Here is a 19,928-nt window from a genome sequence, read left to right as displayed (position 1 = left end):
GAACAGGTCGCATCCAGTACGACCTCTGAATGACCATCACGCACACTCGATCCGGGGATTTTCCGGATGGGGAGCGCAACATGAATACACAACGCTTTAGCGCGGCAGAGCGCCTGGAACGGCTGCCGCTCAGTGGTTATCACCGCGTCATTTTCATCATCATTGCCCTGGCGTTTTTCTTCGATTCCATGGATCTGGCGATGATGACGTTCCTGCTCGGCTCGATCAAAGCCGAGTTCGGCCTGAGCAGTGCGCAAGCCGGCCTGCTGGCCAGCTCGAGCTTCTTCGGCATGGTGCTCGGGGCGTCGTTGTCGGGAATGCTCGCCGACCGCTTCGGGCGCAAACCGGTTTTTCAGTGGAGCATCGTGTTGTGGGGTGTGGCCAGTTACCTGTGCTCGACGGCGCAGACCGTGGAAACGCTGACGCTGTTGCGCATCCTGCTGGGAATCGGCATGGGCATGGAGTTTCCCATCGCCCAATCGATGCTGTCGGAGCTGATTCCGGCGCAACGCCGTGGCCGTTACATCGCATTGATGGACGGCTTCTGGCCGCTGGGTTTTGTCGCGGCGGGCGTGCTCTCGTACTTCCTGCTGCCGCTGATTGGCTGGCGCGATATCTTTCTGGTGCTGGCGGTGCCGGCGGTGTTTGTTCTGGCGATCCGCTTTTTCATTCCCGAGTCGCCGCGTTGGCTGGAACAGGCCGGGCGCGAAGCCGACGCGGACAAGGTGTTGGACGGCATCGAAAGGCGCGTGCGTGCTTCGCTGCGCGGTGCGGCGTTGCCGGAGCCTGTTCGTTTGCCACGCACGGTGACGCCGCCGGGTAATTTTTTCTCGGCTCTGAAACAGATCTGGTCGCCGCAGTATCGCCAGCGCACGACGATGATCTGGAGCCTGTGGTTCTTCGCATTGCTGGGCTTTTACGGGCTGACTTCCTGGCTCAGCGCCTTGCTGCAGCAATCGGGTTTCGCCGTGACGCAGTCGGTGTACTACACGGTGCTGATCTCGCTCGGCGGGATTCCCGGCTTCCTCATGGCGGCGTGGCTGGTCGAGAGTTGGGGGCGTAAACCGGTGTGTATCGTCACCTTGCTCGGCGGCGGGGTGATGGCGTTTTTGTATGGGCAGAGCGCGGTGTTCGGCGGCAACGTGGCGTTGCTGATTGGCACCGGGTTGTTGATGCAATTCTTTCTGTTCGGCATGTGGGCGGTGCTCTACACCTACACGCCGGAGCTTTACCCGACGTCGGCACGGGCAACCGGCTCTGGGTTCGCCTCGGCGATCGGTCGCGTTGGCTCATTGCTCGGGCCACTGGTGACCGGGCTGGTGTTCCCGATTACCGGGCAGGGCGGAGTGTTCGCGCTGGGCGCGGCATGCTTTGCGATAGCGGCGGGCGTGGTGTGGCTGTTCGGGATGGAGACGCGGGGCAAAACACTGGAGGAGCTGACCGAAGCACAAGTTATTGGCTGAACCCTGAACCAACTGTGGGAGCGAGCTTGCTTGCGAAAGCGGTGTATCAAACAACATCTTCGTTGAATGACAGACCGTATTCGCGAGCAAGCTCGCTCCCACATTGGTTTTGCGATGTTACTTACGGTTTTACCAACCGCGCATCCAGACTGTTCTGCGCCAGGCGCCTGGCCTGATCCTGGGTCATCCCCAGATGTTCGTGCAGTGCGTGGAAGTTCTCGGTGACGTAACCACCGAAGTACGCCGGGTCATCGGAGTTCACCGTGACCTTCACGCCGCGTTCGAGCATGTCGAGGATGTTGTGCTGCGACATATGATCGAACACGCAGAGCTTGGTGTTCGACAGCGGGCATACGGTCAGGGGGATCTGCTCGTCGATGATCCGCTGCATCAGGCGCTCGTCTTCGATCGCGCGCACGCCATGATCGATGCGCTGGATTTTCAGCAGGTCGATGGCTTCCCAGATGTACTCCGGCGGGCCTTCTTCACCGGCGTGAGCGACGGTGAGGAAGCCTTCGTCGCGGGCGCGATCGAAGACGCGTTTGAATTTGCTCGGCGGGTGGCCCATCTCCGAACTGTCGAGGCCGACCGCGACAAACGCATCACGGAACGGCAGCGCCTGATCGAGGGTTTTCTGTGCTTCGTCTTCGCTGAGGTGGCGCAGGAAGCTGAGGATCAAACCGCTGCTGATGCCCAGTTGCGTCTCGCCATCCTTGAGCGCGGCGGCGATGCCGTTGAGCACTACTTCGAACGGGATTCCCCGGTCGGTGTGGGTCTGCGGATCGAAGAACGGTTCGGTGTGAATCACGTTCTGTGCTTTGCAGCGCAGCAGGTAGGCCCAGGTCAGGTCGTAGAAATCCTGCGAAGTGCGCAGCACATCGGCGCCCTGGTAATACAGGTCGAGGAATTCCTGCAGATTGTTGAAGGCGTAAGCCTTGCGCAGGGTTTCGACGTCGCTCCACGGCAGGGCGATCTTGTTGCGTTCGGCCAGGGCGAACAGCAATTCAGGCTCCAGCGAACCTTCCAGATGCAGGTGCAGTTCGGCTTTGGGCAGGGCGTTGAGCCAGTCGTACATGGTTTTTTCTCATCAGGTGCAATGCCGGCATTCTACAGAGGCCGGCCGCAACAATTGGCAAAACCTGACCAGCTGATTGATTAAACCGCTGCTTGTTCGCGGCGATAGGCGTAGGTATCGGCGAAGCGCGATAGCAGGAACTCAGCGCAGGTGGTCGTCGGATATTTCGCCGGGTGCTGTGCGTCCTGACAACCAGGCAGGCATTCAATGCGCGTGTCCGGATGCGGTTCGGCGAAGAACGGCATTGAATAGCGGTCGACACCCAGCGGGCTGATCACCCGGTGCGGTGTCGAGCGATAACGGTCGTTGCTCCAGCGCGCCATCATGTCGCCGAGGTTGACCACAAAAGTGCCCTCGATAGGTGGCGCGTCGATCCATTCACCTTTGACGTTCTTCACCTGCAGGCCGCCGGCGCTGTCCTGATAAAGCAGGGTGATGCAGCCGTAATCGGTGTGGGCGCCGGCGCCTTGCTGCTCGGCGCAACTGGCGGTGTGGCGCGGCGGATAATGGATCATGCGCAACACGCTGACCGGCTCGACAAATCGCGTATCGAAGAAGTCGCGCTCGATGCCCAGCGCTAGGGTCATCGCCCGCAACAGGGTTTGCGCCAGCGCCTGCATGTCGAGGTAATGCTGCTCCATCAGCGCTGCCCAGCCGGGTTGCGCCGGATGACGATTGGGGCCTCGCAAAGGTTTTTCTGCGAGCACCTCGGGATGCTCGGCCGGCAAGTGCAGGCCCATGTCGAAGGTTTCTTTCAGATCACTGGGTTTGTCCGGGTCCAATTGCTCGGTGGCAATCGCTCCGTAGCCGCGATGGTGGCGGGTTTGGGTGATGTCGATTTCGAGTTTTTGTGCCGCAGGCAGGGCGAAGAAGCGCTGGGCGTGATCGAGCAGGGCGTCGATGCGTTGCGCCGAGATCGGATGGCCCTTGATATAGAAAAAGCCCCACTCGCGGCAGGCTTGGTCGATCTGCCCGGCCACGGCGGGCCAGGCATTCTCGTCGGCGCTGTAGAGCGGGCTGATGTCGATGATGGGGAGACTGTTCATGCACTGGTCCTGAAGAAACGCAAACATGAGAACACCGAAAAAACCGTGGGAGCTGGCTTGCCAGCGATGGCGATCCAACTGGCAACAATGATGTTGAATGTGAAGGCCTCATCGCTGGCAAGCCAGCTCCCACAGGGGCGGTGTAATTTTTGAAAGTTACTTAGGCATCTCTGCCTTCATGCCCTCAACGTAATAATTCATCGACGCCAGTTCCGCGTTGGTGGCGCTCACGCCGGCCGGGATTTTCTCTGTGCCTGCCTGATCCTTGATCGGCCCGGTGAACGGCTGCAACGTGCCGCTCTTGATGTCAGCGATCAACTGCTCGGCCTCGGCTTTCACCGGCGCTGGCACCAGGTCGCTGATCGGCAGTTCCACAGTGCCTTCCTTCAGCCCGCCCCAGTAATCCTGGGGTTTCCAGGTGTGGTCGATCACGCTCTGCGTCGCCTGAATGTAGTGCGGCGCCCAGTCATTGACGATCGAGGTCAGCACCGCTTTCGGGCCAAAGTGGGCCATGTCCGAGGCGTAACCCACGGCATACACCCCCCGCCGTTCGGCAGCCTGAATCGGCGCCGGGCTGTCGGTGTGCTGGAACACCACGTCGACGCCCTGATCGATCAGCGCGTTGGCGGCATCGGCTTCCTTCCCCGGGTCGAACCAGGAGTTGACCCACACCACTTTGATTTCGGTGCCAGGGTTGTACTTGTTCAAGGCCAGCTGGATGGCGTTGATGTCGCGGATTACTTCCGGAATCGGGAACGAGGCGACGTAGCCGATCTTCCTGGTTTTGGTCATCTTCGCCGCGAGAAATCCGCTGACGTAGCGCCCCTCGTAAGTGCGGGCCAGGTAAGTGCCGAGGTTCTTGTCCTGCTTGTAGCCGGTGGCGTGCTCGAACGTCACCTTGGGAAATTGCCTGGCGACTTTCACTGTCGGGTTCATGTAGCCGAAAGACGTGGTGAAGATCAGGTCATATTTGTCCTTGGCCATGTTGCGGATCACCCGCTCGGCGTCGGCGCCCTCGGCGACGTTTTCCACGTAGTTGGTGGTGATCTTCGTGCCGAATTTCTCCGCCAGCGCCTTGCGCCCCTGTTCGTGCTGATACGTCCAGCCGTGGTCACCGATCGGGCCGATGTAGACGAAACCGACCTTCAGCGGATCGGCAGCGCTGGCGCTCAGGCTGATTCCCAGACCGATGGCGGCATACAGCAATTTGTGCAGCGGACGTATTGGCATGAACCCGAACTCCATTTTGTTGTGTGTGCTCAGGGCCAATGCAAATTGCTGACCAACAGGACAACAAACAAAAAGATCGCAGCCTTCGGCAGCTCCTACATGGAAATGCGAACCTGTAGGAGCTGCCGAAGGCTGCGATCTTTTCAGCGTTGGAACCAACGCAGTGCAAGTCAGCGTGCGCTTGCCATGGGTTGGTGCGCAAAGATGTAACGAAACGTTAGCGCCGCCCGGCAGTCAGTAGCTTCATCAGCTCTTTTCGGCAAAAGGCCCGTCATGCTCTCGATCCTCAAACAAGAAAGATTCCTGCTGCTGGCAGTCCTTGCCGCGTGCGTCGCTTATCCACTGGAACACTGGCTGCTGCACAGCGGCCAGATTGTCGGGTTGGTCGGCGGTCTGCTGCTGATCGCCTTCATCGTCGCCGCCTCGATGCGTGTCGCTCATCACGCCGAACTGCTCGCGGAAAAGGTTGGCGACCCCTACGGCACGATGATCCTCACGCTCTCGGCGGTGCTCGTCGAAGTGGTGATCCTGGCGATCATGATGAGCAACGAGGCCTCGGCAACGCTGGTGCGCGACACGATTTATTCAGCGGTGATGCTCGACATCAACGGCATCCTCGGCCTCGCCGCTTTGATGGGCGGGATCAAACACGGCGAGCAGTCCTACAACGACGACTCGGCGCGCAGCTACAGCGTGATGATTCTGACGGCGATGGGCGTGTCGATGGTGGTGCCGGAGTTCATTCCCGAGGCCAACTGGAAGATGTATTCGGCCTTTACCATTGGCGCGATGATGGTGCTCTACGCGCTGTTCCTGCGCATGCAGGTCGGCCCGCACAGTTACTTTTTCAGCTACAGCTACCCGGACAAACGGCGCAAGAAGGCGACGGTCGAGCAGGAGCCGAAGCCGGTCAGCCTGGCGCTGTCGATCGGCATTCTGGTGTCGGGGGTGGTGATCATCGGCGCACTGGCCGAGGTGATGTCCAAGACACTGGATGTTGGCTTGGAAGGGACGGGCGCGCCGCCAGTGATCACGGCGATTCTGGTGGCGGCGATTTCGGCGGCGCCGGAGATTTTGACCGCATTGCGTGCAGCCTTGGCCAATCGCATGCAATCGGTGGTCAACATCGCGATGGGCGCATCACTGTCGACGGTGATTCTCACCGTGCCAGTGATGGAAGCGATGGCGTTGTACACCGGCCAGCCGTTTCAAATGGCAATGACCCCGGTGCAGACAGTGATGATCTTCATCACCCTGATCGTCAGCGCGATCAACCTCAATGACGGCGAGACCAACGCCATTGAGGGGATGACGCACTTTGTGCTGTTCGCCACGTTTATCATGCTGTCCATGCTGGGCCTTTAAGCCCAGCACAAAACCAACTGTGGGAGCGGGCTTGGATCAGCTTCCGGCAATCAACTGCCGAGCCGCCTGGCTGTGATCGGCAATCAGACCTTTCAGGTCCAACCCTTCAACCTGTCCATCAACCACACGCCACTTGCCACCGATCATCACCCGATCGGCCCGATCGGCGCCGCAGAGCAGCAGTGCCGAAATCGGATCGTGGCTACCGGAGAAGCGCAGTTCATCAAGCTTGAACAACGCCAGATCCGCCTGTTTGCCGACCGCGATTTCGCCGATATCGGTACGACCGAGCAGGCTCGCCGAACCCTTGGTCGCCCAGCCCAGCACGCGCTCCGGGGTGATTTTTTCGGCACCGTAACGCAGGCGCTGGATGTACAGGGCCTGACGTGCTTCGAGGATCATGTTCGAGGCATCGTTGGAGGCCGAACCGTCGACGCCAAGACCGAACAGCGCGCCGGCGTCGGTCAGCTCAATGCTCGGGCAGATGCCGGACGCCAGACGCATGTTCGAGCTTGGGCAGTGGCAGATGCCGGTACCGGCCTGGCCGAGGCGGGCGATTTCGTCGGGGTTGAAATGGATGCCGTGGGCCAGCCAGGTACGCGGGCCGAGCCAGCCGACGCTGTCCAGATAGTCGACGGTGCGCAGACCGAAACGCTGCAGGCAGAAGTCCTCTTCATCGAGGGTTTCTGCGAGGTGGGTGTGCAGACGCACATCCAGCGTGTTCGCCAGATCAGCGCTGGCCGACATGATTTGCGGAGTCACCGAAAACGGTGAACACGGCGCCAGAGCGATCTGGATCTGCGCGCCGTCGCCACGCTCGTGGTACTCGTGAATCAGCCGCTGGCTGTCATCAAGGATCACCTGACCTTCCTGCACCGTTTGTTGCGGAGGCAGGCCGCCGTCCTTCTCGCCAAGGCTCATCGAGCCGCGCGTGAGCATGGCGCGCATACCCAGTTCACGCACCGTTTCGACCTGCACGTCGATGGCGTTTTCCAGACCGTCCGGGAACAGATAGTGATGGTCGGCAGCGGTGGTGCAACCTGAGAGCAGCAATTCGGCCAGCGCCACTTTGGTGGCGAGGGCGAGTTTTTCCGGGGTCAGCCGCGCCCATACCGGGTACAGGGTTTTCAGCCACGGGAACAGCGGCTGATTGACCACCGGCGCCCAGGCGCGGGTCAGGGTTTGATAGAAGTGATGGTGAGTGTTGATCAGGCCCGGCAGGATCACATGCTCGCGGGCTTCGAACACTTCATTGCACGGCGCCGACGGCTGCTGACCGGCAGCGAGCACTTCGACGATGACACCGTCTTGCACGACTAGACCGCCACGGGCATCAAGCTCGTTGGAGGTGAAAATGGCGAGGGGATTTTTTAACCAGGTACGGGTCGCAGGCATTGTGGCCGGCTCCTCTGAAAATCGGGTTCAGGGTTGCCAGCTCAGTGTTGCCCTGTCTGCTGATCCAGGGTCGTCGCGAGGACGAGGCGCGCAGTTTCAAACAAATCGCAGCGCCGGGCAAGCGCCACCCGACCATTCACCACGATCCCTGTGTAGGAGCTGCCGAAGGCTGCGATCTTTTGATCTTGTTTTTCAGATTCAAAAGATCCCAGCCTTGGGCAACTCCTGCAGGGGATCTTCAGTGCTTACCAGGGAATCGTTTCACCTTTGTAGTTGACGAAGTGATGCCCGCCCTTGCCGGTAAACGCATTGACCTGATCGATCAGCCCGCGGGTGCTGGTGTCGACGTCGAGATCGGCGCCTTCGCCACCCATGTCGGTCTTCACCCAGCCCGGGTGCAACGACAGCACGGTCAGTTTCTGCTCGCCCAGTTGCGTGACGAAACTGTTGGTCATGGAATTCAGCGCCGCCTTGCTCGCCTTGTACAGTGCCAGTTCCGGCGCGTCGGGCATGGTCACGCTGCCGAGCACCGAACTCATGAACGCCAGCACGCCGCTGCCGTCGCGGATCTGCCCGACGAAACGCTGGGCCAGATTGATCGGCGCCACTGCGTTGGTGAAAAACAGCTGTCCGACTTCGGCCAGGGTCGCGCCGCCCGGCGTCTGTACTTCCGGGCCTTTGACCCCGGCGTTGACGAACAACAGATCGAAGGTTTCGCCCTTGAGTTTCTGGCTCAGAGCGATCACCGCTTGCTGGTCGTCCATGTCGAGCTTCTCGATGCGCACTTTGCCTAATGCTTGAAGCGCATCGGCATTGGCAGGATTGCGCACGGTAGCAGTGACTTGCCAGCCGTCGGCCAGCAGGGTCTTCACCAGACCGAGGCCCAGGCCCCGGGAGGCGCCGATGATCAGTGCGTTTTTTGCCTGAGACATGATGGGTACCTTGATAGTCAACGTTCAGGATTCAGTGGACCGACCTGCCCGCGCCGAAGTTGCAACGTCCGGCGCAAAAGAGGCAGCGACCGGAGCATACCCCAGCCCTTGCCGTGCTTGCTCGCGAAGAGGCCAGCGAATTCACCTCTTAATGCCCCGATTGCCAAGGCTGCCCCAACGACACCGGCGCATACAGTCGTGTGCGCACGGCATCGCGGGACAGCAACACCAGCACTACGATCGTTGCCACATACGGCAGCATCGCCAGCAGGCTCGAAGGAATCGCCAACCCCAATCCCTGCGCCACCAAATGCAGGATGCTGGCAAGGCCGAACAGATACGCGCCGAGCAACAATCGCCATACGCGCCAGCTGGCAAACACCACCAGCGCCAGGGCGATCCAGCCGCGGCCGGCGGTCATGTTTTCTGCCCACATCGGCGTATAGGCCAGCGACAGATACGCCCCCGCCAACCCGGACATCGCCCCGCCAAACAGCACCGCCAATGTGCGCACGGTCAACACCGGCACGCCCATTGCGCTCGCTGCATCCGGGTTCTCGCCGACTGCCTGAATTATCAACCCGACACGACTTTTGATGATCACCCACGCCACCAGCGCAAACAGCGCGAACGACAGATACACCAGCAGATCTTGGGCAAACAGCATCCGCCCCAGCAGCGGAATTTCACTCAAATAGGGAATCGCCAATGGCTCGAAACCCGCCAGCGGCTTACCGACCCAAGCCGAGCCGACAAAGGTCGAAAGCCCGACACCGAAAATCGTCAACGCCAACCCGGTTGCCACCTGGTTGGCGTTGAACACCAGCGCGACCAAGGCAAACAGCGACGACAGCAGCATGCCGGCGAGCATCGCCAACAGCACGCCCAGCCACAGGTTGCCGCTGTTGAGGGCGACGATAAAACCGATCACCGCGCCGAACAGCATCATGCCTTCCTGGCCAAGATTGAGGACGCCGCTTTTCTCGCAGATCAGTTCACCCAATGCCACCAGCAACAGCGGCGTGCCGCAGCGGACCATGGCGTAGAAAATGTTGCTCAGCAGATCGATATCCATCACAGCGCTCCGGCGGTTACGGCAGTGGTCGAGGCGCGCCGGGTCCAGCGCCGTTTCAGGCGTGGCCGATAGAGAATCAGCACGTCGCAGGCGAGCAGGAAAAACAGCATCATGCCTTGAAATAATTGAGTGATTGCCTGCGGCAGATTGAGCGACATCTGCGCGCTCTCGCCGCCGATGTACAGCAGCGCCATCAGCAGACTGGAGAACAGAATGCCGATCGGATTCAACCGTCCGAGAAACGCCACGGTAATGGCCGCGTAGCCATAACCTGGCGACACCTGCGGCACCAGTTGGCCAATCGGTCCGGTCACTTCGCAGACCCCGGCGAGCCCGGCCAGGCCACCGCTGATCAACAGCACCAGCCAGATCAGGCGTTTCTCGCGAAAGCCGACGAAGCCTGCCGCACGCTTGTCCAGACCCAGCACTTTGATCTGGAAACCGATAAAGCTTTTCTGCAACAGCACCCACACCGCCACTAGCGCGAGCAGGGCGAAATACACCCCAGCGTGCACGCGGCCGTCCTCCAGCAGCAGTGGCAAGCGACTGGCGTCGCCGAACATCGCCGACTCGGGGAAATTGAAGCCCGCAGGATCTTTCAATGGGCCATGCACGCAAAACAGCAGCAGGTTCAACGCGATGTAATTAAGCATGATGCTGGTGAGGATTTCGTTGGCGTTGAAGCGCGTTCGCAGCCATGCGGTGAGTCCGGCCCACGCGGCGCCGGCGAAGGTGCCGGTCAACAGGATCAGCACCAGCGCCCAGCGACTTTGCACATCGATAATATTCACCGCCAAAGCACTGCCGGCCAATGCGCCGAGCAGCAGTTGACCTTCGGCTCCGATGTTCCATATCCGCGCCTGATAAGCCACCGCCAGACCGAGTGCGCAGAGCAGAATCGGCAGCGCTTTGACCAGCAATTCAGACACGCCATACAAATCGCTGACCGGTGCGATCAGCAGGGTGTGCAAGGTTTGCAGTGGGTCGTGGCCCAGCGCGACGAACAACAGCGAGCCGCAGCCGAGGGTCAGCACCGCCGCCAATAAGGGCGAGCACCACAGCATCACGCGCGATTGCTGGCCACGAGGTTCGAGAGAAAGCAGCATGGTTGGAACTCCGTTAAACCGAGGCGGCGCAAGGTGAGTGATCGAACTGGCCGGCCATCCACGCGCCGACATCGCTCAGTTGTGTCGCGCACGTTGCTTGCAGTGCCGACAGACGCCCGCCGCACAGCGCACCGAGGCGATCGCTGATCTGGAACAATTCATCAAGGTCTTCGGAAATCACCAGGATCGCCGCGCCGGCATCACGCAGGGCAATCAAGGCGCTATGGATGGTCGCGGCTGCGCCAACGTCGACGCCCCAGGTCGGGTGCGCGGCGATCAGCAGTTTCGGTTGCTGCAGAATTTCCCGGCCGAGAATGAATTTCTGCAGATTGCCGCCCGACAGGCTGCGCGCAGCGGTTTGCGTGCCTGGTGTTTTAACGCCGAAACGCTGGATGATCTGCCGCGCCAGCGCCTCGACTTTGCCGCGTTGAATCAGCCCGCTGCTGACCAGTCCTTGCTGGAATGCACTGAGCAGGGCGTTATCGGCCAGACTCAACTCCGGCACCGCACCGTGGCCGAGTCGTTCGGCCGGCACGAAGGCCAGGCCCAGTTTGCGTCGCGCATCCGGGCGCAGATGAGCAACGTTTCGCTCAGCGAAGCGAATGCTCGCCGATTGCGCACCAGGCAAGGGCTGTTCGCCGCTGAGCAGGGCGAGCAACTCATCCTGGCCATTGCCGGCGACGCCAGCGATGCCAACGATTTCACCGCTGCGCACTTGCACATTGATGTCATGCAGCGAGCAGCCAAAAGGATCCGGGTTGTGCCAACTCAAACCGCTCACCTGCAGAAACGCCGCGCCACCGCTGACTTTCCGATACTCGCCAATCAATGCCGCCGCTTCGCCGACCATCAGTTGCGCCAGTTGCTGATCCGAACACTGGGCCGGCACGCAATGCCCCGCTACCCGACCGCCGCGCAGCACCGTGGCGTTGTGGCACAAGGCGCGCACTTCGCCGAGTTTGTGGCTGATAAACAGAATGCTGCAGCCCTCGGCAGCCAAGTGCCGCAGGGTAATGAACAACTCGTCAGCCTCTTGCGGCGTCAGCACCGAGGTCGGCTCGTCGAGAATCAGCAGGCGGATGTCTTGCATCAGGCAACGAATGATTTCCACGCGCTGGCGCTCGCCGATCGACAGGCTGTGAACAAGTCGCTCCGGCTCCAGTGCCATGCCATAACGGCGGGATACTTCGCGAATCTTCGGCTCCAGTTGCTTCGGCGTTCCGGCTTTCGCACCCATCGCCAGCGCGATGTTCTGCGCCACGCTAAGGGTTTCGAACAACGAGAAATGCTGGAACACCATGCCAATGCCCAACTGCCGCGCCTGCGCCGGATTGCGGATATGCACGCGTTGACCCTGCCATAGCATTTCACCGCTATCGCACTGGGTGACACCGTAAATGATCTTCATCAACGTACTTTTGCCCGCGCCGTTTTCACCGAGCAAAGCGTGGATTTCACCCGGCGCGATGTTCAGGTCGATGTCATCGTTGGCCAGACATCCGGGGTAGCGTTTGCTGATCTGGCGCAGTTGCAGGCGCGGTGGTGAAGAGGCGATGGACATGACAGGCTCGACTGGCTCGGAGTTGTGCCTGTGGATAAAGCAATTTCCTGGCCATTGAGTCAGGAACGCCGGCCCAACCCGTTGCCAAACGCTGATTGCAGCGCATCGGCGCTCGATTTGTTTCATGATCGAGCACCATTTCAGCGCAACGCCGTTGATCCGGCTCCAGTTTTGCCCGTGAGCAGTTGGTTAAAAAACGAGCAATCACTTGGGGGCTAGGCAGATCCAGCGACTGCGGCGGTCATGAACGGCTTATCCACAGATTGCTCCACAGTAATTGTGCGCAAGCGTTGAGGTCGGGCATAAGCACTGTAATGCTTTGTTCTATTGGTGATATACGCAGTTAACTTCTTGTTTTTGCGACGAATTTCCGTTTCGTCGGGTCATTTGAACGAAAAGTGAACAAATCGCGCAAAGCCGCATGACAGAAGGGTTACAGCGGTATGTGCTCAGGTTATCCACAAGCGGGTGCACAGCAGGTGTGGGCAACTTGCCAATCGGGGATGCCCTAAAAGATCGCAGCCTTCGGCAGCTCCTGCAGGGGAACGCATTTCAACTGTAGGAGCTGCCGAACGCTGCGATCTATTGATCTTGAATTTATCGCTGCAACAAAATCCGTCCACGGCTCAGATCAGCAAGTTGCGTTTGCAAGACGTCGATCTGCGCTTCCCCCACCGCCAACTTCAACTCCACGCCATTTGCCGTGAAGTTTTCCTCCACCACCAACCCACCCAGATCCGCCACGCGCAGCTTCACCAGCGCCAGTTCGGCGAAGCCACAGGCGCAACTCAGCGGCACCCGGCTGATCAGCTCGACTTTTTCCGCCGCTTGCAGGCATTTATTGGCGCCGCCGCCGTAGGCCCTGGCCAAGCCGCCGGTGCCCAGTTGAATGCCGCCGTACCAGCGAATCACCAGCACCGCGACCTGATCGCAATCCTGCGCTTCGATCGCCGCCAGAATCGGGCGCCCGGCAGTGCCGCCGGGCTCGCCGTCGTCAGTGCTGCGGTATTGCGCGCCGAGTTTCCACGCCCAGCAATTGTGCGTGGCATTCAAATCGCTGTGCTGCTCGAAAAACGCCTGCGCATCGGCGGGGCTGCTGATCGGCGTCGCCAGAGTGATGAAACGGCTTTTGCGAATCTCTTCGCGGTACTCGCAAAAACCGCTGAGTGTGAAAGGCATAAACGTCTTATAGAGAAGGAGTGAGGCCGCAGCCTTTGAGAATGATGCGGATCAGGTTGTTGCCGGCGTCTTCCATGTCCTGCTTGGTCAACTTGCTGCGCCCGGTGACGCGGCAGATCTGCGTGGCGAAGTCGGCGTAATGCTGGGTGCTGCCCCACAGTAGGAAGATCAGGTGCACCGGATCGACCGGGTCCATTTTGCCCGCATCGATCCACGCCTGAAACACCGCAGCACGCCCGGTGAACCAGGCGCGGTAATCCTGATTGAAGTATTCGCTCAGGCATTCGCCGCCGCTGATCACTTCCATGGCGAAGATTCGCGAGGCCTGTGGCTGGCGCCGGGAAAATTCCATCTTCGCGCGGATGTAGCGGGTCAGCGCTTCGGCCGGATCATCCTCGGCGGTGAGGGTGTTGAAGGTGCTGTCCCACAACTCGATGATGTTGCTCAGCACTGCCACATACAAACCGAGTTTGTTGGTGAAGTAGTAATGCAGGTTGGCCTTGGGCAGTCCGGCATTCTGCGCGATGGTGTTCATGCTGGTGCCTTTGAACCCGTGACGGGCGAACTCGTCTTCAGCGGCTTTGAGGATGGTCTCTTCGTTCTTCTGACGAATGCGGCTGGCGGGTTTGCCGCCGTGGGCTGGGACTTCAAAGGTCATAGGCACTTCCGGGATTGTCTGTGGGTGCAACCAGTTGCGTTGATAGCGCACCCACAGGCATCCGACAAGTCCTTGCGCAGAAAAACAGTTACGCCTGTTCGATCTTGTTCAATGATGCGGGGTTTTGCGCTGCTGCGGTTTTGCCTTCGGGCAACAACAGACAGAGGAAGATTGCTGTCAGCCCGCCGCTGGTGATCGCCGAGTCGAACAGGTTCTGCACCAGTTTCGGCAGCAGGTGCAGCAGGTTCGGTTGCGCGGCGATGCCGAGGCCGAACGAAGTGGCGATGATCAACATGCTGCGCCGGTCCAGCGGCGACTGCGCAAGGATGCGCACTCCGGCCGCCGCGACGGCGCCGAACATCACCAGCGTCGCACCGCCTAGCACCGGTTTTGGGATCTGTTGCAACACCGCGCCGATCATCGGGAACAGGCCGAGGCAGAACAGAATCGCGCCGATGTAGAGGCCGACGTAGCGGCTGGCAACGCCGGTCAGCTGGATCACGCCGTTGTTCTGCGCGAACGTCGTATTAGGGAACGCGCTGAAGGTCGCCGCGATCATGCAGCTCACGCCATCGCCAAGCACGCCACCGCGCAAGCGACTTATATAAGAAGGGCCGTAGATCGGTTGGCGGGCGAGCATGCAATTGGCGGTGAGGTCGCCGACGGTTTCGATGGTGCTGATCAGATAAATCAGCGCGACCGGCAGGAAAGCCGTCCAGTCGAAGTTGAAACCAAACTTGAACGGCGTAGGAAAACTCACCAGCGGCAAGTCAGGCAGCGGCTGCGGGACGAATTTCCCGCTGAACCACGCCGCCAGACTACCCAGCAGCAAACCGATAATGATCGCCGACAGCCGTACCCACGGCGTATTCGAGCGGTTGAGCAGAATGATTGTCAGCAGCACGAACACGCCCAAGGCCAGATTGCCCGGCGCGCCGAAGTCCGGCGCGTTGAAGCCGCCACCCAGATCGGTGATGCCGACCTTGATCAGGCTGATGCCGATCAGCGTGATGACGATGCCGGTCACCAGCGGTGTCACCACTCGGCGCAACTGACCGATGAAGCGGCTGAGCACGATCTGCACGATTGCGCCGAAAAAGCACACGCCGAAAATCATCGCCAGAATATCTTCCGGGCTGCCGCCGCGCTGCTTGACCAGAAACCCGGCCGACAGCACCGCACCGAGAAACGCGAAACTGGTGCCTTGCAGACAGATCATCCCCGCGCCAATGCCGAACGGCCGCCGCGCCTGGATAAAGGTGCCGACGCCCGAGACCATCAGCGCCATGCTGATCAGGTACGGTAGATGCGCGGTCAGCCCGAGCGCGGAGCCGATCACCAGCGGCGGGGTGATGATGCCGACGAAACTGGCGAGCACGTGTTGCAACGCGGCGAGGATCGCGGCGGGAGGTTTGGGACGGTCGTTGAGGCCGTAGATCAGTTCACTGAACGAATCGGAGTCTGGCTGCATGGCTTTGGCTTCTTGAAGGATCGAGTTACGCCTTCTCTGCAAAAACCTGTCCACTTGCTCAGCTTTCGTGAATAACGACCGTCAGAAGTAGGAGCTGCCGAAGGCTGCGATCTTTTGATCTCGCGTTCAGCGCGTCGCCGCCAGACTCTCCAAAAAGCTTTCCAGCACCAAATGAGGGCGCCGGCCCTTGCGCGTGACCGATGCCAGACTCAAATCGTAAAAGCGCGTGCCGGCCTTGAGCGCCCGCAACCGTCCTTGCTGCACCCAAAGGCTGGCGTAATGATCCGGCAAATAGCCGATATAACGCCCGGTCAGAATCAGAAACGCCATGCCCTCGCGATCCGACGCGCTGGCGGTGCAGTTGAGCGCCTGATAATGCGCCTGAATCTCCGCCGGCAAACGAAAGGTCGGTGCAATCGCGTCCTGACTGTCGAGGCGTTGATCATCGAGCTGTTTGTCATCGACATAAAACAGCGGATGACCAACGGCGCAGTACAGCAGCGAACGCTCGCTGTACAACGGCTGATACTCCAGACCCGACAATGCACTGGCCTGCGGCACCACACCCACATGCAAGCGCCCATCGAGTACACCTTGTTCAACTTCGTTTGGCGCGATCATGCGAATCTGAATCTGCACGTCCGGCCCACGCTCTTTCAACTGCGCGAGGGCGTGGGTGATGCGCATGTGGGGCAGGGTGACCAGATTGTCGGTCAGGCCGATGATCAACTCGCCGCGCAGGTGTTGATGCAGACCGTTTACCTCAGTGCGGAAACTTTCCAGCGCGCTCAATAATTGCAGCGCTGATTGATACACCTCACGACCTTCCTCGGTCAGCGAAAACCCGGCCCGCCCACGCTGGCACAAGCGCAATCCGAGGCGCTGCTCCAGATCGCTCATCTGCTGGCTGATCGCCGAACGCCCGATACCGAGCACGGTCTCCGCTGCGGAGAAGCCGCCACACTCCACGACGCTGCGAAAAATCCGCAGCAGGCGAATATCAAAATCACTGACCTGGGCCAGCGGATCGGCGCGGCGGCTGCTCATTTTTTGTTCTCTTTGTTTAGCATTGATCTAACTGAAGGTTAGAAGAGTTGGATTTCACCGACTTTATCGCCATGGCAACTTAGCCGCAACAACGCTTTCCATCTCCCTGACGCTTATGCCCTGCGAGGTTTTGCCCGATGAACATGCCTGAAAACGCGCCGTCGCCACTGGCCAGCCAATTGAAGCTGGATGCGCACTGGATGCCGTACACCGCCAACCGCAACTTTCAGCGCGACCCGCGGCTGATTGTCGGCGCAGAAGGCAGCTGGCTGTTCGACGACAAGGGCCGCAAGATCTACGATTCGCTGTCCGGTTTGTGGACCTGCGGCGCCGGGCACACCCGCAAGGAAATTCAGGAAGCCGTTTCGAAACAACTGGGCACTCTCGATTACTCGCCAGGCTTCCAGTACGGCCATCCGTTGTCGTTCCAGTTGGCAGAGAAAATCACCGAACTGACGCCTGGCAATCTGAACCACGTGTTCTTCACCGACTCTGGTTCCGAGTGCGCCGATACTGCGGTGAAAATGGTCCGTGCTTATTGGCGCCTGAAGGGCCAGGCGACCAAGACCAAGATGATCGGCCGTGCTCGTGGCTACCACGGCGTGAACATCGCCGGCACCAGCCTCGGCGGCGTGAACGGCAACCGCAAGCTGTTCGGTCAGGCGATGATGGATGTCGATCACCTGCCGCACACGTTGCTGGCGAGCAATGCCTTTTCCCGTGGCATGCCGGAGCAGGGCGGTATCGCGTTGGCCGATGAGCTGCTGAAGTTGATCGAGTTGCACGACGCCTCCAACATCGCTGCCGTGTTCGTTGAGCCGATGGCCGGGTCTGCCGGAGTACTGGTTCCACCGCAGGGTTACCTCAAGCGTCTGCGCGAGATCTGCGATCAGCACAACATCCTGCTGGTGTTCGACGAAGTAATCACCGGCTTCGGTCGCACCGGTTCGATGTTCGGTGCCGACAGCTTCGGCGTGACCCCGGACCTGATGTGCATCGCCAAGCAAGTCACCAACGGCGCGATTCCGATGGGCGCGGTGATTGCCAGTTCCGAGATTTATCAGACCTTCATGAACCAGCCGACGCCGGAGTACGCCGTGGAATTCCCCCATGGCTACACCTATTCGGCGCACCCGGTGGCCTGTGCCGCCGGCCTTGCAGCACTCGACCTGCTGCAAAAGGAAAACCTGGTGCAGAGCGTCGCGGAAGTCGCGCCGCATTTCGAAAACGCACTGCACGGTCTGAAAGGCTCGAAGAACGTCATCGATATCCGCAACTACGGTCTGGCCGGCGCGATCCAGATTGCCGGGCGCGACGGTGATGCCATCGTGCGTCCGTTCGAAGCGGGCATGGCCTTGTGGAAAGCCGGGTTCTACGTGCGCTTCGGCGGCGACACCCTGCAGTTCGGCCCAACCTTCAACAGCAAGCAGCAAGACCTTGATCGCCTGTTCGACGCGGTCGGCGAAGTGCTGAACAAGCTCGACTGATTTTTCTCTCTTTATATATGTACAAAAATGCGGGCGCCTGTTGCGGCGCCTGCGGACCAGAATTCAGGAGTGTTCGATGAGCGTTATCCCGCATTTGATCAATGGAGAACTGGTGACCGAAACCGGTCGCGCAGTGGATGTGTTCAACCCGTCTACCGGCCAGGCGATCCATAAACTGCCATTGGCCAGTCAAGCAACTATTCAGAAAGCCATCGATGCCGCCAAGGCCGCGTTCCCAGCCTGGCGCAACACGCCGCCGGCCAAACGCGCCCAGGTCATGTTCCGTTTCAAGCAACTGCTGGAGCAGAACGAAGCACGCATCTCGCAGTTGATCAGCGAAGAGCACGGCAAGACCCTGGAAGACGCCGCCGGTGAATTGAAGCGCGGTATCGAGAACGTAGAGTTCGCCTGCGCCGCCCCGGAAATCCTCAAGGGCGAGTACAGCCGCAACGTCGGCCCGAACATCGACGCCTGGTCGGACTTTCAGCCGTTGGGGATTGTTGCCGGTATCACCCCGTTCAACTTCCCGGCGATGGTGCCGCTGTGGATGTACCCGCTGGCGATCGTCTGCGGCAACTGCTTCATCCTCAAGCCATCCGAGCGCGATCCAAGCTCGACGCTACTGATCGCTCAGTTGCTGTTGGAAGCGGGCTTGCCGAAAGGCGTGATGAGCGTGGTCCATGGTGACAAGACTGCGGTGGACGCGCTGATCGAAGCGCCGGAAGTCAAAGCGCTGAGCTTCGTGGGCTCGACGCCGATTGCCGAATACATCTACGCCGAAGGCACCAAGCGCGGCAAACGCGTTCAGGCACTGGGCGGCGCGAAGAACCACGCGGTGCTGATGCCCGATGCTGATCTGGACAACGCGGTCAGTGCATTGATGGGCGCGGCGTACGGTTCCTGCGGCGAACGCTGCATGGCGATCTCCGTTGCCGTGTGTGTTGGCGATCAGGTCGCGGACGCGCTGGTGGCGAAACTGGTTCCACAGATCAAAGCGCTGAAAATCGGCGCAGGCACGTCGTGCGGTCTGGACATGGGTCCGTTGGTTACCGGGCAGGCGCGTGACAAGGTCAGCGGTTATGTCGATGACGGTGTGGCGGCGGGCGCGACCCTGGTGGTCGATGGTCGTGGTCTGAGTGTGGCCGGTCACGAAGAGGGCTTCTTCCTCGGTGGCTGCCTGTTCGACAACGTCACCCCGGAGATGCGCATCTATAAAGAAGAGATCTTCGGCCCGGTGCTGTGCGTGGTGCGAGTGAACAGCCTGGAAGAGGCGATGCAACTGATCAACGATCACGAATACGGCAACGGCACCTGCATCTTCACTCGTGATGGCGAAGCGGCGCGTCTGTTCTGCGACGAGATCGAAGTCGGCATGGTTGGCGTCAACGTGCCGCTGCCTGTGCCGGTGGCTTATCACAGCTTCGGCGGTTGGAAGCGTTCGCTGTTTGGCGACCTGCATGCGTATGGCCCGGATGGGGTGCGTTTCTATACTCGGCGCAAGGCGATCACTCAGCGCTGGCCACAACGTGCGAGTCATGAAGCTTCGCAGTTCGCATTCCCTAGCTTATAAGGAGCAGGGTGCAGGAGGCCGACCTATAGGGTCGGCCTTCGTGTTTTCGGGGCTTTTTGACCGATATGACAGAAATATGAAAATAGGTGTTGACGGCAGATTCCAGAGGTCTATAATTCGCCCCACTTCCGGCGCAGTCGAAACGGAAAACTCCTTGAGATTCAAAGAGTTATGCAGTTTTCGACAGCGGCTTGCTTCAGATCATCGAAGCCTGGAAGGAGTTGAAAGAGCGGTGATGTTTGGCTCTTTTAACGGTTCGATCTTCTCG

The 19,928-nt window shown here is 60.0% G+C and carries 16 protein-coding genes; 4 read left to right on the top strand and 12 right to left on the bottom strand.

All coding sequences use genetic code 11. From position 1 onward, the window contains the following. The first annotated feature begins 80 nt into the window (after positions 1 to 80). The gene (locus ACIGDJ_RS20035) at positions 81 to 1,463 is read left to right on the top strand and encodes an MFS transporter (protein WP_397479423.1); all 1,383 of its coding nucleotides are present in this window, start codon (positions 81 to 83) and stop codon (positions 1,461 to 1,463) included. 121 nt (positions 1,464 to 1,584) lie between these two features. Here the strand turns inward: ACIGDJ_RS20035 and ACIGDJ_RS20030 are convergent, their stop codons facing one another. The 3 genes from ACIGDJ_RS20030 to ACIGDJ_RS20020 all read right to left on the bottom strand — a co-directional run bounded on the left by ACIGDJ_RS20030 (position 1,585) and on the right by ACIGDJ_RS20020 (position 4,814). After that, complete coding sequence (locus tag ACIGDJ_RS20030; RefSeq protein ID WP_065615564.1) at positions 1,585 to 2,538, bottom strand: adenosine deaminase; 954 nt, start codon at positions 2,536 to 2,538, stop codon at positions 1,585 to 1,587. An 80-nt stretch (positions 2,539 to 2,618) separates the two neighbouring features. Then, on the bottom strand, positions 2,619 to 3,584 hold the full coding sequence (locus ACIGDJ_RS20025) for a 2-oxoglutarate and iron-dependent oxygenase domain-containing protein (protein ID WP_101158357.1): 966 nt from the start codon (positions 3,582 to 3,584) through the stop codon (positions 2,619 to 2,621). Positions 3,585 to 3,740: 156 nt separating this feature from the next. Continuing rightward, complete coding sequence (locus ACIGDJ_RS20020; RefSeq protein ID WP_397479424.1) at positions 3,741 to 4,814, bottom strand: BMP family ABC transporter substrate-binding protein; 1,074 nt, start codon at positions 4,812 to 4,814, stop codon at positions 3,741 to 3,743. 273 nt (positions 4,815 to 5,087) lie between these two features. Here ACIGDJ_RS20020 and ACIGDJ_RS20015 point away from each other — a divergent pair, with 273 nt between their 5' ends. Then, the gene (locus ACIGDJ_RS20015; protein ID WP_397479425.1) at positions 5,088 to 6,179 is read left to right on the top strand and encodes a calcium:proton antiporter; all 1,092 of its coding nucleotides are present in this window, start codon (positions 5,088 to 5,090) and stop codon (positions 6,177 to 6,179) included. A 36-nt stretch (positions 6,180 to 6,215) separates the two neighbouring features. On the opposite strand, the gene ACIGDJ_RS20010 is transcribed toward ACIGDJ_RS20015, so the two are convergent. The 9 genes from ACIGDJ_RS20010 to ACIGDJ_RS19970 form a co-directional block, all read right to left on the bottom strand. After that, a complete protein-coding gene (locus ACIGDJ_RS20010; RefSeq protein ID WP_101158218.1) occupies positions 6,216 to 7,574 on the bottom strand; it encodes an 8-oxoguanine deaminase in 1,359 nt (452 codons plus the stop codon). Positions 7,575 to 7,819: 245 nt separating this feature from the next. Next, a complete protein-coding gene (locus ACIGDJ_RS20005) occupies positions 7,820 to 8,506 on the bottom strand; it encodes an SDR family oxidoreductase (RefSeq protein ID WP_101158216.1) in 687 nt (228 codons plus the stop codon). Between the two features lie 148 nt (positions 8,507 to 8,654). Further along, a complete protein-coding gene (locus ACIGDJ_RS20000) occupies positions 8,655 to 9,581 on the bottom strand; it encodes an ABC transporter permease (RefSeq protein ID WP_397479426.1) in 927 nt (308 codons plus the stop codon). Continuing rightward, positions 9,581 to 10,687 (bottom strand): ABC transporter permease, encoded by a 1,107-nt coding sequence (locus ACIGDJ_RS19995; RefSeq protein WP_397479427.1) that lies wholly within the window; start codon positions 10,685 to 10,687, stop codon positions 9,581 to 9,583. The genes ACIGDJ_RS20000 and ACIGDJ_RS19995 overlap by 1 nt, the downstream gene beginning before the upstream one ends. A gap of 13 nt (positions 10,688 to 10,700) precedes the next feature. Continuing rightward, a complete protein-coding gene (locus ACIGDJ_RS19990) occupies positions 10,701 to 12,248 on the bottom strand; it encodes an ABC transporter ATP-binding protein (RefSeq protein WP_101158210.1) in 1,548 nt (515 codons plus the stop codon). Positions 12,249 to 12,845: 597 nt separating this feature from the next. Next, positions 12,846 to 13,427 (bottom strand): IMPACT family protein, encoded by a 582-nt coding sequence (locus ACIGDJ_RS19985; protein ID WP_397479428.1) that lies wholly within the window; start codon positions 13,425 to 13,427, stop codon positions 12,846 to 12,848. Positions 13,428 to 13,434: 7 nt separating this feature from the next. Further along, positions 13,435 to 14,085: a TetR/AcrR family transcriptional regulator gene (locus ACIGDJ_RS19980; RefSeq protein WP_024011475.1), complete on the bottom strand. Its 651-nt coding sequence runs from the start codon at positions 14,083 to 14,085 to the stop codon at positions 13,435 to 13,437. 88 nt (positions 14,086 to 14,173) lie between these two features. Continuing rightward, complete coding sequence (locus ACIGDJ_RS19975) at positions 14,174 to 15,556, bottom strand: uracil-xanthine permease family protein (RefSeq protein WP_397479429.1); 1,383 nt, start codon at positions 15,554 to 15,556, stop codon at positions 14,174 to 14,176. A gap of 126 nt (positions 15,557 to 15,682) precedes the next feature. Next, positions 15,683 to 16,603: a LysR family transcriptional regulator gene (locus ACIGDJ_RS19970; RefSeq protein WP_056787796.1), complete on the bottom strand. Its 921-nt coding sequence runs from the start codon at positions 16,601 to 16,603 to the stop codon at positions 15,683 to 15,685. Between the two features lie 137 nt (positions 16,604 to 16,740). On the opposite strand from ACIGDJ_RS19970, the gene ACIGDJ_RS19965 reads away from it, so the two are divergent. Together ACIGDJ_RS19965 and ACIGDJ_RS19960 are read left to right on the top strand one after the other, a co-directional pair. Then, positions 16,741 to 18,090, top strand: a complete 1,350-nt coding sequence (locus ACIGDJ_RS19965) for an aspartate aminotransferase family protein (RefSeq protein WP_397479430.1) — start codon at positions 16,741 to 16,743, stop codon at positions 18,088 to 18,090. Between the two features lie 76 nt (positions 18,091 to 18,166). Further along, on the top strand, positions 18,167 to 19,660 hold the full coding sequence (locus ACIGDJ_RS19960; protein ID WP_024011478.1) for a CoA-acylating methylmalonate-semialdehyde dehydrogenase: 1,494 nt from the start codon (positions 18,167 to 18,169) through the stop codon (positions 19,658 to 19,660). The last annotated feature ends 268 nt before the right edge of the window (positions 19,661 to 19,928 follow it).

This window comes from Pseudomonas sp. NPDC079367, from assembly GCF_044542195.1.
Lineage (GTDB): Bacteria > Pseudomonadota > Gammaproteobacteria > Pseudomonadales > Pseudomonadaceae > Aquipseudomonas.
Note: the sequence above shows the minus strand (reverse complement) of the source record. Positions and strands in the feature narration are given on the sequence as shown.